At 57.3% G+C, this 14,914-nt stretch carries 14 protein-coding genes; 9 read left to right on the top strand and 5 right to left on the bottom strand.

Annotated elements, in window-relative coordinates:
- The first annotated feature begins 60 nt into the window (after positions 1-60).
- A complete protein-coding gene (locus ACR0AJ_RS06130; RefSeq protein ID WP_170396284.1) occupies positions 61-489 on the top strand; it encodes a hypothetical protein in 429 nt (142 codons plus the stop codon).
- 65 nt (positions 490-554) lie between these two features.
- On the opposite strand, the gene ACR0AJ_RS06135 is transcribed toward ACR0AJ_RS06130, so the two are convergent.
- Together ACR0AJ_RS06135 and ACR0AJ_RS06140 are read right to left on the bottom strand one after the other, a co-directional pair.
- Positions 555-944: a hypothetical protein gene (locus ACR0AJ_RS06135; RefSeq protein WP_170396282.1), complete on the bottom strand. Its 390-nt coding sequence runs from the start codon at positions 942-944 to the stop codon at positions 555-557.
- A gap of 100 nt (positions 945-1,044) precedes the next feature.
- Positions 1,045-1,806 (bottom strand): FkbM family methyltransferase, encoded by a 762-nt coding sequence (locus ACR0AJ_RS06140; RefSeq protein ID WP_480740370.1) that lies wholly within the window; start codon positions 1,804-1,806, stop codon positions 1,045-1,047.
- 101 nt (positions 1,807-1,907) lie between these two features.
- Between ACR0AJ_RS06140 and ACR0AJ_RS06145 the strand changes: the two genes are divergently transcribed.
- From ACR0AJ_RS06145 to ACR0AJ_RS06155, 3 genes are all read left to right on the top strand, one after another.
- Positions 1,908-2,507, top strand: coding sequence for a superoxide dismutase (locus tag ACR0AJ_RS06145; protein ID WP_113789565.1), 600 nt, complete (start codon positions 1,908-1,910; stop codon positions 2,505-2,507).
- A gap of 3 nt (positions 2,508-2,510) precedes the next feature.
- Positions 2,511-3,389, top strand: a complete 879-nt coding sequence (locus ACR0AJ_RS06150) for a metallophosphoesterase (protein WP_170349126.1) — start codon at positions 2,511-2,513, stop codon at positions 3,387-3,389.
- A 207-nt stretch (positions 3,390-3,596) separates the two neighbouring features.
- A complete protein-coding gene (locus ACR0AJ_RS06155; RefSeq protein ID WP_170349125.1) occupies positions 3,597-4,046 on the top strand; it encodes a host attachment family protein in 450 nt (149 codons plus the stop codon).
- A 44-nt stretch (positions 4,047-4,090) separates the two neighbouring features.
- On the opposite strand, the gene ACR0AJ_RS06160 is transcribed toward ACR0AJ_RS06155, so the two are convergent.
- Positions 4,091-4,642: an LOG family protein gene (locus ACR0AJ_RS06160; protein ID WP_170349124.1), complete on the bottom strand. Its 552-nt coding sequence runs from the start codon at positions 4,640-4,642 to the stop codon at positions 4,091-4,093.
- A 126-nt stretch (positions 4,643-4,768) separates the two neighbouring features.
- Between ACR0AJ_RS06160 and ACR0AJ_RS06165 the strand changes: the two genes are divergently transcribed.
- The 4 genes from ACR0AJ_RS06165 (at position 4,769) to ACR0AJ_RS06180 (ending at position 8,946) form a co-directional block, all read left to right on the top strand.
- Positions 4,769-6,115 carry a LysM peptidoglycan-binding domain-containing protein gene (locus tag ACR0AJ_RS06165; protein WP_480740371.1) on the top strand — a complete coding sequence of 449 codons (1,347 nt, stop codon included), beginning with the start codon at positions 4,769-4,771 and terminating at the stop codon, positions 6,113-6,115.
- A gap of 61 nt (positions 6,116-6,176) precedes the next feature.
- Positions 6,177-8,000, top strand: a complete 1,824-nt coding sequence (locus ACR0AJ_RS06170; protein WP_480740372.1) for an ABCB family ABC transporter ATP-binding protein/permease — start codon at positions 6,177-6,179, stop codon at positions 7,998-8,000.
- 64 nt (positions 8,001-8,064) lie between these two features.
- Positions 8,065-8,469 (top strand): DUF2147 domain-containing protein, encoded by a 405-nt coding sequence (locus ACR0AJ_RS06175; RefSeq protein WP_480637068.1) that lies wholly within the window; start codon positions 8,065-8,067, stop codon positions 8,467-8,469.
- 153 nt (positions 8,470-8,622) lie between these two features.
- Positions 8,623-8,946, top strand: coding sequence for a hypothetical protein (locus tag ACR0AJ_RS06180; RefSeq protein WP_480740373.1), 324 nt, complete (start codon positions 8,623-8,625; stop codon positions 8,944-8,946).
- 46 nt (positions 8,947-8,992) lie between these two features.
- Here the strand turns inward: ACR0AJ_RS06180 and ACR0AJ_RS06185 are convergent, their stop codons facing one another.
- Both ACR0AJ_RS06185 and ACR0AJ_RS06190 read right to left on the bottom strand, forming a co-directional pair.
- Positions 8,993-12,766, bottom strand: a complete 3,774-nt coding sequence (locus ACR0AJ_RS06185) for an efflux RND transporter permease subunit (RefSeq protein ID WP_480740375.1) — start codon at positions 12,764-12,766, stop codon at positions 8,993-8,995.
- On the bottom strand, positions 12,763-13,995 hold the full coding sequence (locus ACR0AJ_RS06190; RefSeq protein ID WP_170349118.1) for an efflux RND transporter periplasmic adaptor subunit: 1,233 nt from the start codon (positions 13,993-13,995) through the stop codon (positions 12,763-12,765). Before ACR0AJ_RS06190 ends, ACR0AJ_RS06185 begins: the two co-directional genes overlap by 4 nt.
- Positions 13,996-14,219: 224 nt before the next feature.
- On the opposite strand from ACR0AJ_RS06190, the gene ACR0AJ_RS06195 reads away from it, so the two are divergent.
- Entirely contained in the window at positions 14,220-14,891 is a 672-nt protein-coding gene (locus ACR0AJ_RS06195) for a hypothetical protein (protein WP_170349117.1), read from the top strand.
- Positions 14,892-14,914 lie beyond the last annotated feature (23 nt).

Genomic DNA, 14,914 nt, shown 5'->3' on the forward strand with positions numbered 1-14,914 from the left:
TTTAAGTGGGATAAGGCTGCAAGCTATAGTGTTATTGGTAAAACTTGAAAGCGTAAGACGATGAAGAAAGCGATAGCCGCCTTGGCTTTGACCTTGGCTGCAACCACAGCGAAAGCTGAAGTCGTCACCTATGACTGCAACTTGCACCGGATGGAAGAAGGATGGATGGCCGAGCGTGTGATCCTGAGTGTTGATGCGGAAAACAAGCGTGCGCGGGCTTATGACGCCTACATTCATCACTATGATGATAAGCAGCCTAAAGATGTGAAATTCAAAACAACCCGCAAGGGCGAATACAGGCTCATGTGGAAAATGAAAATCCCCGCCAGAAATAACGGGCTTGTGTATGTAAGCTATACAGCCACACTGAACCCGGAAAAACAGCGTCTGGACATGATCGCAAGATTTCCTCAAGCCAATGCGCTTAACCGGCCATCGGGTTTCGGAGAGTGTTCAATAAACACGATCGAGTCGCTTTACGCTTCCTGAGTTCTGCAAGCTCGCTGGTTTTGTATACTCAAAAAAAAAATCCCCGGAAATCCCGGGGATTTTTTTTAACTTTCAACGCTGCAAGTGCCAAGACCGTAAGGTTTGTTAGCGGCGTTTGTACTGACGAAAGACATACGAACTTTGAGGCTGTTATCAGCGGGATTTAGGTTTGCCTGATACTTGACACGCAAATTACCACCGGCAGAAGCGCGTCGTGTTTCGGTCCAGACCATCCGAACACCCTTGTTGCCACGGCTTTTGTATTTAGTGTCGATCCATTCAGGTCTGCTCGCTACCTTTGCCCAGCCGTCTTCGGCGTCCACTTGAAAGGCATAGCTCCGCGCGATCCAGCCGTGGCTGTCCTGTTTGGTCATTTTGCAATTGTAGGTAACTGTTTCCGCCATGGCGCCGTGTGCAAAAAATGCGGCCAAAGCAACAATGCTGAGATATTTCATATTTTTCCGATTTCCTTGTATCCGGGTACAGGAAATTTCAAAAACGGGCAGAAAGAACAAGAGGTTCCAGGCAGTTATTCAGAACGTTTTTGGGATACTGTCAATTGCGCAACAACAGTGTTTTGTATTGCGCAAGAGCGTTCGGATTCAATAGTTGTTCCGCTGTAATTGGTTGGGAGTTTTCGTCAGCAACCGCGGAATAGAAACCCAAAAGATCCAACAGGTTTTTCGTCTTCTCCAATCGATTATCCGTTGCCAACAGCGGGGCGTGCAGTGATAGCAGCAGGGCGGGGCGCTGTTTCTTCAACCAGGCAATCAGAGTGGGCAATACGAAAAATTCGGCCCCTTCGATATCCATTTTGACCAGAGATACGCCGGACAGGTCATTTGCGGCCTCAAACTGATCCCATGCAATTGTCAGGGCGTCGCTGCCATGCTTGCCGTCATGCAGTAAGGAACTGGTAGAATCGCCCGGCTCGCCGCGTACCGAGGCCATGCGGGCCACGCCGAACTGGTTGGACAGCGCCACCCCAAAGGCCGACACGTTGTGGATGTCGTTCAGGTCCAGATTCCACGCCAGATACCTAAATGCAGTCGGATCGGGCTCAAAACACCACACGTGCCGGGCGCGGCGGGCACCGTAAAGCACGGTGGGGCCGATCCAGGCGCCGATATCCAGATAGTCGCTGTCGGACGAGAGATATTCGTCGAGAATGGCGAAAGTTTCGGGCTCCCACGCACCGGCTGAGGCTTTGCGCCAGAATTTCGAATGATAGGGGTCCAGATGAAACGGCTCGCCATTCAGGCTGCCTGCATAGTACCCGCGGGCGCGGTAAAACATCTTGCACGCCTGTGTCAGCATCGCGGACCTCCGGGTTTTATTGTCACGGGCCTTGACCTATGGCGACTGTCAAAGCATTTAACCTTGGGAACCGCAACTTACATTTATAACAGGGGGCCGACATGGCTTTTGAACTTCCTGATCTTCCTTATGCACATGACGCGCTGGCAGCCAAGGGAATGTCCGCAGAAACGCTGGAATATCACCACGATCTGCACCACAAGGCATATGTCGACAACGGCAACAAGCTGATCGCCGGAACCGAGTGGGACGGCAAATCGCTGGAAGAGATCATCGTTGGCACCTACGACGCAAACGCAGTCGCGCAGAACGGCATCTTCAACAACATCAGCCAACTGTGGAACCACAACCAGTTCTGGGAAATGATGGGCCCCGGAGGCAACGCCATGCCTGGTGAGTTGGAAAAAGCCCTGACAGAGAGCTTTGGCTCGGTTGACGAATTCAAGTCGCAGTTCAGCGCTGCTGGTGCTGGTCAGTTCGGTTCGGGCTGGGCGTGGCTGGTCAAGAACGCGGACGGTTCGCTGGCTGTAACCAAGACCGAAAACGGCGTGAACCCGCTGTGTTTTGGTCAGACAGCGCTGCTGGGTTGTGACGTCTGGGAGCACTCGTATTACATCGATTTCCGCAACAAACGCCCGGCTTACCTGTCGAACTTCCTCGACAATCTGGTGAACTGGGAAAACGTTGCATCGCGGATGTAATCCTTGAACCGCAGAAGGTTCATAAAGGGCCTGCTGGCGACCACGCTGGCAGGCCTGTTTGTTGCAGCCTATGGGTTTTTTATCGAGCCCTCGCTGCGATTGCGCGTGCGCAAGTGGCGCGTGCGGCGCAAGGATTGGACAGCGCAGCCGCTACGGATCGCGGTTCTGTCCGATCTGCACGTTGGTGAGCCTTATGTCGGCCTTGATCGTGTCCGGCAGGTAGTGCGGCGTACCAATGCACTGGCCCCCGATCTGGTCTTGCTGTTGGGGGATTATGCGGGTCACTACGACGGCATCACCGCTAAAGTCGAAGCTGAAGATCTGGCTCCGGTTCTTGGACAGCTTGAGGCGCGCAGCGGAGTTTATGCTGTTCTCGGAAACCACGACTGGTGGGATGATGAGGATGCCCAACGGCGTGGCGGTGGGCCGAACAAATTCGCCACCGCGTTTCAGGGGCAGGGCATCACAGTGCTGTCCAACGAGGCAATGCGCCTGGACGATTTGGGCATCTGGCTGGCCGGGCTTGAGGATCAACTTGCCTTCAGACGCAATGGCAAGCTTGTGGGTCTGGATGATCTGCCGGGAACCATGGCGCAAGTGACCGACGACGCGCCCGTGGTAATGATGGCGCATGAGCCTGATATCTTCCCCGACATCCCGGAAAATGTGGCGCTGACTTTGTCCGGCCACACGCATGGTGGGCAGGTGCGGCTGTTTGGTTGGTCGCCGGTGGTGCCGTCCAAGTACGGCAATCGTTATGCTTATGGGCATGTACACGAAGACGGGCGCGATTTGGTCGTGTCTGGTGGGATCGGGTGTTCGATCCTGCCCGTGCGCTTTGGGGTAACGCCCGAGATCACGGTGATCGAACTGTCAGCCTGACAGGAGAAAACCCGCCTATGAACAAAGTTTCATACTGAGACGGGTTTGCACGCAACCTCGCAGTGCCTACCTTGGGTGTGGCGGAGGGAGAGAACCGCTAACCATATGAAAATGCACAGGCAACGCGCCGGAAACCTATGGTTGCGTCGGGGTAAACCTATGCCTGTTAATTGAGGGATGGCCGTAGAAACATGACAGGAGATCACGATGGTCGCACTTGAACAGGGAACCTGGGTTGTTATTGCCGATGGGGAAAAGGCGTTGTTCGTCGAGAACATCACCGATGCCGAAGACCCCAATCTGGTGGTTGTTTCGGTGGAAGAACAGGATGGGGTTAGCCGACCCACCGACCGGGCCGGGCGGCGCTTTGATACCGGGCCGAACCAGAAATCGTCGGTTGAAGAGCCGAACTGGAAAACCCACGCCAAATCCCTTTTCGTGCAGGATGTTGCCAATCTTCTAAACCGTAAGGGATTGAAAGGGGCCTTCAATCGGTTGGTTCTGGTTGCCAGCCCGCATGTGCTGGGCCTGCTGCGCCGTCGCCTGCACAGCGAGGTACTTGCCAAGGTCGTGGCTGAGGTGGACAAGACCCTGACCAACCACCCAATGCACAAGGTCGAAAAGCTTCTGACCAGCCGCCTGAACCCGGCAGTTTGACCGATTTGTCCCCCGTTGGGCGGTCTCAGCCGTCCGTCCACCGGTCAGGTCAGGAACCCGCGCAGTGTCGACATCGCCGAGGCCGGATCATCAACCCAAGTGATGTAATCCGCCAACGACTCATCCGCGAACCCCTGACCGATGACGCGCTGCACCAGCTCGTGCAGCGCGTCCCAGTAGCCACCCACATTCATGACCAGAATGGGTTTGTCATGCAGGCCCAGCTGCCGCCATGTCAGCGCCTCGAACAGCTCATCCAGCGACCCCGGGCCGCCCGGAAGCACGACCACAGCATCTGCATTCATGATCATGACCTTTTTGCGCTCGTGCATCGTTTCGGTGACCACAAAGCGGGTCAGGTCGGTTTTGCCGACCTCGCGTTTCAGCAGGTGAACGGGGATCACGCCGAATGTGTCGCCGCCAGCGGATTGCGCAGCACGGGCAACTTCGCCCATCAGGCCGACATCCCCGGCGCCATAGACCAAACGCCAGCCTTCTTGTGCCAGCATCGTTCCGAAGGCCCTTGCGGCTTCGGAATAGGCGGAATTTGCGCCATTGCGTGACCCGCAATACACACAAACAGATTTCTGAGACATCGTGAACGCTCTCCGGGGTTGTGCCTGGGCTTTTGACCCCTGATAGCGGGATTGATAGATTGGCTCAACCGCCGGGCAGAATGTGTTGAAGGCACGGCACTTGCGCTGCGGAGTGAAAGGAAAAGAATGAACGCCGAGTCGGGAAGCGGAAGCTCTGGCACCTTCACCTGGGGGGTGATCGCCGGTATCGCAGTTTTAATCGGAGCGGGTGGATTGTACTGGTCCGGTATGGTCGGGGGGGACTCGGAAGAACCGGCACCAGAGGTCGAAGTCGCAGTTCAGACCCAGGAGGACAGCGCTGAGCCCGCTGAGCAACCTGCCGAAAGTTCCACACCACCTGCCGCAGAAGATGAGCAAAGCGTCGAGGCTGCGACCCCACCTGCTGCCGAAGAGGCGGTGCCTGAAACACCGGCTGAGGAAGAGACAGCCCAAGCTGAGCCGCCTGTGAAACCGCTGTTGGATCAAATTTTTGTTGAATCGGACGGCAATACGGTTCTGTCAGGTTCTGCCGAACCGGGTTCCGAGGTCAACGTGCTGCTGGACGGAGAAGCGGTGCATAGTTTCAGGGTCGATCCTAGCGGTCAGTTTGCCGAATTCGTTTCGATTCCATTCGCCGATACAGCGCGCGGTTTGACGTTGGAGACGCAGGGCGATCAACCGGTGCGCTCGGACGACTACGTGATTGCTGCACTGCCCGAACCTGAAGCTGCGGATGACGCTGTTTCTGTCGCGGATACGGCTGAGGATGCAACGCAAGAACCCGAAGTGGCGCAGGCAACCGAAACGGATCAGGCGGCGTCGACCGACACGGTTGCCACTGACACGCCCTCTTCCGACACGGCTGAAACTGACGCGCCGTCGACCGAAGATCAAACGGAACAGGTTGCCGAGGCTCCGGCTGAGGACACGCCGGACCAACAGGTCGCTATCCTGCGGTCTGGTGAGGACGGGGTTGAACTGGTGCAAGGTCCAACAAGCCAACCGCAGGAACCGGAACAGATCGCACTCGACACCATTGGGTATTCCGATGCTGGCGAGGTTGAACTGACAGGCCGGGTACCGGATGGATCGGCTGTGCGCCTGTATTTGGACAACCGGCTGGTCGATGATCTGTCCCCGGCCGATGACGGCAAATGGCGCAGCGAGTTGGACGGGGTCGAACCCGGCGTCTACACCCTGCGCGCTGACGAGATTGCACCGGATGGTACCGTCGTTAGCCGTATTGAAACGCCATTCAAACGTGAGGCCACCGAAGTGCTGCGCGCCGCCGAGGCGACGGATAGCCCCGAGGCAGCAGGGGATGCCCCGCCGATCCGGTCGGTCACTGTGCAGAAGGGTGACACGCTCTGGGCCATTTCCCGCGAACGGTTTGGCGACGGTGTCCTGTATGTGAAGCTGTTCGAAGCCAACCGGAGCGCGATCCGTGATCCGGATCTGATCTACCCCGGACAGATCTTCACGATCCCTGAATAAACTTTTGCCTCTGGCCCCTGCGGGGGCGGGGGGCTATCTCTGACCGCAGACCAGGTACGTGATGAGACGATCAGCCCCGATGCATTCAGACGACATGCCAGAAACGAACGAGCGCCGCTCAGGCTGGCGAACGATCCGCAAGGTATCACCATACCTCTGGCCCGAGGACGAACCCTGGGTCAAACGCCGTGTTGTGTTGGCAATGGGAATGTTGGTTCTGGCCAAGCTAATCGCGGTTTACACGCCAATTTTGTACAAGGGCGCGGTCGACGGTCTAGCCGGTGAGGGCGTGCCGCCCCTGGCGCTGGGTGCGGTAGGATTAACCGTAGCCTACGGTGTTGCACGGATGATGACCGTGGGATTTCAGCAGTTGCGCGATGCGGCTTTTGCCCCGGTCGGGCAGCGGGCCTTGCGGGCGCTGGCGCTGGAAACCTTCCGGCACATTCATCAATTGTCGATGCGCTATCACGTGACGCGCCGAACCGGCGGCCTCAGCCGGATCATCGAGCGCGGCGTGAAGGGCGTAGAATTCCTGCTACGGTTCCTGTTGTTTTCCATCGGACCGCTGATCCTGGAATTGCTGCTGGTCGCGATCATCCTGATGTGGCTGTTCGATGTCTGGTATCTGGTCGTCGTCGCGGTGACCATTGCGCTTTATATCTGGTTCACCTTCGCGGTGACTGAGTGGCGCGTTAAATTGCGGCGCGAGATGAACGATCAGGATACTGAGGCCAACCAGCGCGCCATCGATAGTCTGCTGAACTTTGAAACTGTCAAATATTTCAACGCCGAACAGCGCGAAGCTGAACGCTATGATGTCTCGATGAAAGCCTATGCTGGCGCGGCGCTGAAAACGGCTTATTCGCTGGCCTTCCTGAATTTCGGGCAGTCTTTTCTGATCACCTGCGGACTGATCGGTGTGATGGTTCTGGCCGCCATCGGTGTGCAGAATGGTACGCTGACCGTGGGTGATTTTGTCATGGTCAACGCCTACATGATCCAGATCACCGTGCCGTTGAACTTTTTGGGCACGGTGTATCGTGAAATCCGTCAATCGCTGGTCGATATGGGGCAGATGTTTGATCTGCTGGAACAACCTACCGAGGTAACAGACAAGCCCTGCGCGCCGAACCTTGCGATCAAGGGCGGTGAGGTGACGCTGGACAACGTACGGTTTGGTTATGATGCGGATCGTGAAATCCTCAAAGGCATCTCACTGACCGTTCCGGCGGGGCAGACCGTGGCTATTGTCGGGGCTACCGGTTCGGGTAAATCCACCATCGGGCGGCTGCTGTTCCGGTTCTATGATGTGACTGGCGGAGCGCTGAGGATCGACGGGCAGGATGTGCGCGACGTGACCCTGAACAGTCTGCATGCCGCCATCGGTGTGGTGCCACAGGATACGGTGCTGTTCAACGACACGATCCGCTACAACATCGCCTATGGCCGCGATGGCGCCACTCAGGAAGAGGTCGAAGCCGCAGCCAAGGCAGCCCAGATTCACGAATTCATTGTAACGCTGCCCGAAGGGTATGACACCAAGGTTGGTGAGCGTGGGCTGAAACTGTCCGGCGGTGAAAAACAGCGTGTCGGCATTGCGCGCACGCTGTTGAAGAATCCCCCGATCCTGTTGCTGGACGAGGCGACCTCGGCGCTGGATACAGACACCGAGCAGGACATCAAGGATGCATTGGCGCGGGCCGGAGAGGGGCGTACGGTTCTGACCATCGCGCATCGTCTTAGCACCATCGCCGAGGCCGACCGTATCGTTGTTTTGGAGCAAGGCGAGATATTGGAGCAGGGCACCCATGATGAGCTTCTGCAACGCGAAGGTCGTTATGCGCAACTGTGGAGCCGTCAGCAATCGGATGCGCAGGCTGCCTGAACCGAAACCGGCCTCCGACTGGACTATGTGATATACTGAATGGGTTTTTGGAGGAGTTGGTTTGATGCGCAGATTGAAAAGAACCTCTGTTGTTCCGGTCTTTATTGCCGTGCTGATGCCAGTGATGGCGGCGGCTGATCCCATTGTCGGTGTCTGGAAAACCGAACCGGATCGCAAGAACCTGATTTCGCATATCCAGATATCTGCCTGCGGAGACAAGTTCTGTGGTCAGATTCAATCGGCCTATGACAAATCTGGGAAAGAGGTGCAGACCCCCAATATCGGCAAAAAACTATTCTGGGATGTGGCCAGCGAAGGGGGCGGCAAATATGGCGGCGGTGATTTCTGGATTCCCATGGTCAATGTGGATGTGGTCCCGCAAATGACGCTGAGCGGAGACACTCTGACCGTGCGCGGATGCGAGCATGTTGTGTGCGGGCACCAGAAATGGACACGTCTGTCCAAGTGACCCGCTCCTTCTGACAAGATTTTTTTGCAACTAAGTCTTGCGCTACGACCAGCGCTCTGACTGTGGGTGATTGCCGATTGACCGATGATATTGCTCCGTTATGACGGGCAGTACCAACCGAGTGGTGTTGGGCAATAAATCAGGGAAACACTAATGAAGAAGTTCTTTGCTGCGCCGATCGTTCTGGCGTCGCTGTTCGCGTCGACCGCCTTCGCCGAGGATCTGGTATTTTTGCTGGGTAATGAAAGCAGCGTCGATCTGGTCGAATTCAATGTCTCGGCAAGTGCGTCCAATGAATGCGAAGCAAACTTGCTGCAAGGCGATTACATCGCGCCGGGATACGAAGCAGACGTGTTGATTGCTGACGGTCTGACCACCTGCGTCTATGATATTCGCGGCGCGTTTTCCGACGGGTCCAGCGCCGAGGATTACGGCGTAGACCTGTGCGATCTGGGTGAATACGTCTTTACTGACTAAGCCTGTCTGAAACGAAAAATGGCGAACCGTTGGGCTCGCCATTCTTTTATTCTGCCGCTTTTAGGGGTGATCCCGGCGGATGTTTGGGCGCTTGGGCATCTTTGGACGCAGGGGGCGTTTCGTCGCCCCAGACCACCTCGGTCGCTTGTGCCTGACGGACGGCTTTGCCAATCGCCATATCCTGCGCCAATTGGCTGGATCGACCGGACGTCGCGCGCGCCAGTGCCCGGCCCAGCCATATCGTGTAGGTCGAAACCCAAACGCGCAACGCCAACAGTGAAGGCGTCACGATCAGCGTCAGAACCGTCGCAATGCCCAATCCGAAGACCACCGCCGTGGCCAGCTGCTTCCACCACAACGCGGTGGGGCTGTTGATCGAATAACCACCATTGATGAAGTCCAGCGACAGGCCGAACATCATGGGTGTCAGACCAGCCATCGTGGTCAATGTGGTCAGCAGAACCGGACGGATACGCGCCTCAGCCGTGCGGATGATGGCTTCGATCCGGGGCATGTAGCGGCTGTATTCCTGATAGGTGTCGATCAGAACGATGTTGTTGTTCACAACGATCCCTGCCAGCGCCACGATGCCCGTGCCGGTCATGATGATAGAGAACGGTTGCCCCATAACGATCATTCCGATCAGAACCCCGGTGGTCGACAGAACAACCGCCAGCAGCACCAGTACCGAGTTGTAGAACGAGTTGAACTGCGCCAGCAGGATCACGAACATCAGGCCCAAAGCACCCAGGAAAGCGCTTTGCAGGAAGGCCCCGGATTCCTCTTGATCCTCCTGATCGCCGGTCCACTCCCAGGCTATCGTGTTCGAGAAGGGGCTGGTGTTTAGCCATTCCGTCAGCACTGCGATCCGTTCATTCGGGTTGACCAGCGCGAACCGCGCCCCTTCTTCCGCAATAGCTGTGCGCAAGTCCTCGACGGTTTCGGCACCGGTTAGTTGGAACAGCTCAAATACCGTGCCATCGGAGCTGGTGATGGTTGTCCCGTTGGCGTCCGCGCCTTCTTCGACCGCACGCACAACGGCCAGTCTCTGTTCGGTTCCGTCAGGGCCGTCGACTATCACCTTGGACAGGCCCGGCTCGACATCTGCTTTGACGTCATAGTAACGCTGCTGGTCGATCCGGTTGATCTCGGCCAGCTTGGCCACCGGTTGGCGGGTGACAAAGTTGGACAGCGGCACTAGCCCGTCAGGGGTGCGGACCTTGAGCGAATCCAATGTGGACAAAACTCGGTCCTGTTCAGGCAGGCGCACGCGAATCTCGACTTCTTCATCGGTGTTGTCCGGACGCATCTCGCCGAGAAGAATGCCACGGGTGACCAACTGTACCATTGCGCCAACCGTGGCGACATCAGCCCCGAAACGTCCGGCCTTGGCGACGTCCACGTCGATCTGCCAGTCGATGCCGGGCAGGGGCATGGTGTCTTCGATCTTGATCAGACCGGGCGTTTCGTCAAACACAGCCCGCGCGGCTTCGGTCGCTGTGGTCAATTCCTCCCAACCGTCGCCTTTGATACGCAGATGCACAGGTTTAGCTGAGGCCGGACCCTGTTCCAGCGGCAGGATTTCCACGATGAAACCAGGCAGTTTGGCAAGTTCTGCATTCAACTCGTCTAGAACGAAATCACCGTCGTACTCCGGGGCGATGATTTCGCGATCGAACAGACCGAAAAACGCGGGTTCGGTCAGCGTTGGGCGGTCCTCCCACGGAGTGATTTCGAACTGCACACGACCGACGGTATCCGCCGGAGCTTCGGCACCGCCGTTGTTCTGGTTCAGGCCGCCTTCACCGGCAAAAGCGAACACGTTGGTTACGGCTGGGTGTGCGCCTATTACCTCTTCGGCGGCCAACACCATCGCGTCTTTTTCCTGCAATGACAGGTTGCCCCGTGCGCGGACATAGGCCGTGGCCTGTTCCGGTTCGGTTTCGACAAAGAACTCAACGCCGCGGTTGTTTTCTCCGTAGTACGACATCACCTGCCAGACGCAAAAACCGACTGCCATGATTGATACGAGCGGCATGACCGGGTTGCCGACCAGGAACTTTATCAGATAACCGAACACAGAGTGTTCACGCGCTGTGTGGACGCGTTCTTGCTTTTGCCGCTCGATTTTGGCGGCGCTCAGGGTCACCGACCCTGCAAAGCCACCGAAGACGAACAGCAAGGCACCCGACAGCACGCCCCCGGGCAGCAGATAGTCAGGGTTCAGCATCTGCATCGCGCCCAAGAAGATCATGTACAGCGATGGGGGGACCATAATTGCGCGAACCCACCACGGGGCCACACTGCGCAGCCAATTCGAAGTTCGATCGAACGTGCGGCTCATTCGTCCGGATACGCCGCCGACGACCGGCAGGTAGATCAGCGCCACGATCAGCGAAGAGGACAGAACGAAGATCAACGTGATCGGCAGCATCTTCATGAATTCGCCGGGCACGCCGGGCCAGAACAGCATCGGCAGGAAGGCACACAGCGTCGTCGCGGTCGAGGACACGATGGGCCAGAACATCCGCTGCGCCGCCTCGACATAGGCGTGCATCGGGCCGATGCCTTCTTTGATGCGCTTGTCTGCGTATTCAACCACAACAATAGCACCGTCGACCAGCATCCCCACCGCAAGGATCAGCCCGAACATCACCATGTTCGAGATGGTGACGCCCATGACCGCAAGAAAAGCAAAGCTCAGCAGGAACGAGGTTGGGATTGCAAACCCGACCAACAGCGCAGCGCGCGTACCCAGCGAGGCCAGAACGACGATCATCACCAGCGCGATCGCGGTTAGGACCGAACCTTCAAGCTGACGCACCATCGAATCGACAATGCGGCTTTGGTCGTTCGAGGTGCCAACATCTACGGCGGCCTGCAATTCGGCGGGCCATTTCTCTTGCGCTGCTGCAAGAGTCGCTTTGACGTCGTCCACTGTGTCGATCAGGTTGTAGCCTTTGCGTTTGACCACCTGAAGTGCCACCGTGGACTGGTTGTCAAACCGCGCGGTGCCTTCACGGTCTTCGAAAGTATAGTTGATCTGCGCAAGCTCACCCATCGTCACCACGCGGTCGCCATTGACCTTGACGGGTAGGCTGTAGACATCTTCAGCGGTTTTGAATGAAGACGGGATTTTGACCGAGAAGGTGCCTTGTGCTGAATCCACCTCACCAGCAGCGATCAGCTGGTTGTTGTTTTGGACAACTGTGATCAATTCGTCGGCCGAGACGTTGTAAGCCTCCAGCCGGAGTGGATCGATAATCACCTCGAGCAATTCGTCTCGGTTGCCCGCAATCCCGGCTTCCAGAACGGAATCCAGCGATTCAAGATCGTCCTGCAAGTCTTTGGCGATACGCGCCATTGTTCGCTCGGGGACTGCGCCAGTTAGGTTGACGATGACGATAGGGAATTCTGAAAAGTTAATCTCGAAAAGCGAATACTGCTCAGCCCCTTCAGGGAAATCGGCCTGAGCGCTGTTCATCGCGTCGCGTACATCCGCCATGATCGCGGTCTTATCCCAGCCGAATTCGAACTCCAGCGCGATACCGGCATACCCTTCGGCAGCAGTGGCGGTCATTTCCTTGAGACCGTCCAGATCTGCCAGTTCAGTCTCCATCGGCTTGATCAGAAGGTTCTCAGAATCCTCGGCGGAAATGCCGGGAAATTGGACCGAGACGAAAAGCGCCGGGATTTCGATATCCGGTTCACCCTCTTTAGGCAGGCTGACATATGCAAACCCGCCGACAATCAGCGAGATAGCGATGAAGGCCAACACCATACGGGCCCTGTGGGCGGCCCATGCAACCAATCCTGTCATTGTGCAGCTTCCTGGTAGGTTGGTTCGACCTTAACGCCTTGCGTCACGAATTCCTGGCCGATCACAATGACATCAGAGGTTTCCGGTAGCCCATCAACCCAGACGCCTTCTGCGGTGTCGCGCAATAGCAGAATCGGCATGAATTCCACGATCTGGTCAGCGCCGACCGTGCGCACACCGATCTGCCCTTCGTTGTTCAAGGTCAGGGCGGATTGCGGCAGCAGATGGGCCTTTGCCCCGTCGGCGGCTATACGGATATTGGCCGTCTGACCATCGCGAATGGCCAGTTCCGGGTTTGGAACGGTGATTTCAACTTCGAAGGTGCGGGTCGTTTCATCCGCCGACCTGCTCAGAAAAGTCACGCGGCCTTTGACCTCAAGACCCGTGATCAGGCGCGCCGATGCTTCCGAACCGACGATGATCTTGTTTACATCCGTTTCGGGCACGAACCCCACCAGCTTGATCGGGTTCAATTGAATCACGGTCGCACACAGCGATCCGGGCTGCATCAGGCTGCCCAGTTCGGCGGTATCGCTTTCCAGCAGGCCCTTGAATGGGGCTTCGATGGTCTGACGGTCAATCTCGCGCTGGGCGGCTTTGACCTCGGCAGTGGCGGCTTCGATCCCGGCGCGGGTGGCCTCCAGTCCGGCCTCGGCGGTTTTGACGCCCGCTTCGGCAGAGCGCATCGCGGCTTCGCTGGAAATCCGTCGCGTTTCCGACCCAAACCCGGTTTCCGACAGTTTCTGTGCGGCCGTCAGGTTGATTTGCGCCTCAGCAACCAGGGCATGCGCCTCTTCCAGGCGAGCTTCGGCCTCGGGGATGCGGCTTTCGGCTTCAAGTTTGGCGGCCATAGCCTCGGCCAGGCTGGCGGGGCGGGTGCCTGGGTCAAGCTCGCACAGCAGGTCGCCCGCTTCGACGAACGCACCCTTGCGCTTGGGTTCCGAAATCACGGTCGATGTTGTTTCGGCCAGAACTTCGACCTGGCGATTGGCTCTGGTCTGGCCGCGCAACAACACGGCGCTGTCAATTTCCCTTGCGGAAGAGCGCAAGACGACCACACCGATTGTATTCTGCGCCGTCTGGGGATCGGATACAGATTCTACTTCGGATGACGTATCTGTTTCAGAGTCGCCGCGACCGGCAAATGCAAACAATGCGTCGCGTTCAAAGACCAAAAGGAATAACGCGGCAATCACCAGAATCGCATTCACGAATGAAATCAATCGCATACGGGGCCTCTCTAAAAATTCTTTGCCGATTGTCCTTCGGCGTGCATGTTTAAAAGTGGGGGCAGGCACGCGCGTTTTCTACACTAAACTGAATAGTTCGGTTCACTTTTTTTCGCAAGGGCAGCGTGACGCCGCGAAAATGTGCGAATTCCGGCCCTTGGCTTGGCAAGGTCGCCGGGGTATGACATGGCGCCATAGAAAATGTGACAGCCCAGGGAGCAGGGATGAGCGACGTCGACAGTTTTATTGATGAGGTGACCGAAGAGGTTCGCCGTGATCGCCTGTATCTGCTGCTGCGTCGTTGGGGCTGGATCGGCGTTCTGGCCGTGGTTCTCATCGTTGGCGGGGCCGCGTTTAACGAGGTTCGCAAGGCCCGTACCACCGGTCAGGCTGAAAAGCTGGGTGACGAGATTCTCAGCGCGCTTGCGCAGAATGACTCGGCCGAACGTGCAAGCAGCCTGGCCAGCATTGATGCGGTAACACCCGGCGGTGATGCGGTTCTGAACATGTTGTTGTCTTCGTCGCAGGTTGAGGCCGGGTCGCGGCAAGAGGCTGTGGACAGCCTGAACGCCATCGCTGTTCAGGGTGATCTGCCGGAAATTTATCGTGCGATTGCTACATTCAAGGCTCTGCTGCTGCAAAGTGACACTTTGCCCGTGGCGGATCGCCGTCAGCAGTTCGAAGCGCTGTCTGCGCCGGGCGCACCGCTGCGCTTGTTGGCCGAAGAACAACTTGCACTGATTGATGTCGCCGAGGGGAATGCGGACGCAGCAATCGAGCGTCTACAGGCGATGCGGCAGGACGCCGAGATTGGCGTGGACCTTCAGCAACGCGCCGCGCAACTGATTGTCGCGCTTGGCGGCGAACCGGAACCACTGGTGGCCCAGCAGGGCTGAACCGGCGGCAATTAGAATGACAG

Source organism: Ruegeria sp. CJ9, assembly GCF_056536625.1.

Bases quoted from the DNA above. Each gene is read 5' to 3' on its own strand.
- ACR0AJ_RS06160 (WP_170349124.1), bottom strand. From the start codon at position 4,642: ATGTCTCAGAAATCTGTTTGTGTGTATTGCGGGTCACGCAATGGCGCA.
- ACR0AJ_RS06165 (WP_480740371.1), top strand. From the start codon at position 4,769: ATGAACGCCGAGTCGGGAAGCGGAAGCTCTGGCACCTTCACCTGGGGG.
- ACR0AJ_RS06180 (WP_480740373.1), top strand. From the start codon at position 8,623: ATGAAGAAGTTCTTTGCTGCGCCGATCGTTCTGGCGTCGCTGTTCGCG.
- ACR0AJ_RS06185 (WP_480740375.1), bottom strand. From the start codon at position 12,766: ATGACAGGATTGGTTGCATGGGCCGCCCACAGGGCCCGTATGGTGTTG.
- ACR0AJ_RS06190 (WP_170349118.1), bottom strand. From the start codon at position 13,995: ATGCGATTGATTTCATTCGTGAATGCGATTCTGGTGATTGCCGCGTTA.
- ACR0AJ_RS06170 (WP_480740372.1), top strand. From the start codon at position 6,177: ATGAGACGATCAGCCCCGATGCATTCAGACGACATGCCAGAAACGAAC.
- ACR0AJ_RS06175 (WP_480637068.1), top strand. From the start codon at position 8,065: ATGCGCAGATTGAAAAGAACCTCTGTTGTTCCGGTCTTTATTGCCGTG.
- ACR0AJ_RS06145 (WP_113789565.1), top strand. From the start codon at position 1,908: ATGGCTTTTGAACTTCCTGATCTTCCTTATGCACATGACGCGCTGGCA.
- ACR0AJ_RS06195 (WP_170349117.1), top strand. From the start codon at position 14,220: ATGAGCGACGTCGACAGTTTTATTGATGAGGTGACCGAAGAGGTTCGC.
- ACR0AJ_RS06155 (WP_170349125.1), top strand. From the start codon at position 3,597: ATGGTCGCACTTGAACAGGGAACCTGGGTTGTTATTGCCGATGGGGAA.
- ACR0AJ_RS06135 (WP_170396282.1), bottom strand. From the start codon at position 944: ATGAAATATCTCAGCATTGTTGCTTTGGCCGCATTTTTTGCACACGGC.
- ACR0AJ_RS06140 (WP_480740370.1), bottom strand. From the start codon at position 1,806: ATGCTGACACAGGCGTGCAAGATGTTTTACCGCGCCCGCGGGTACTAT.
- ACR0AJ_RS06130 (WP_170396284.1), top strand. From the start codon at position 61: ATGAAGAAAGCGATAGCCGCCTTGGCTTTGACCTTGGCTGCAACCACA.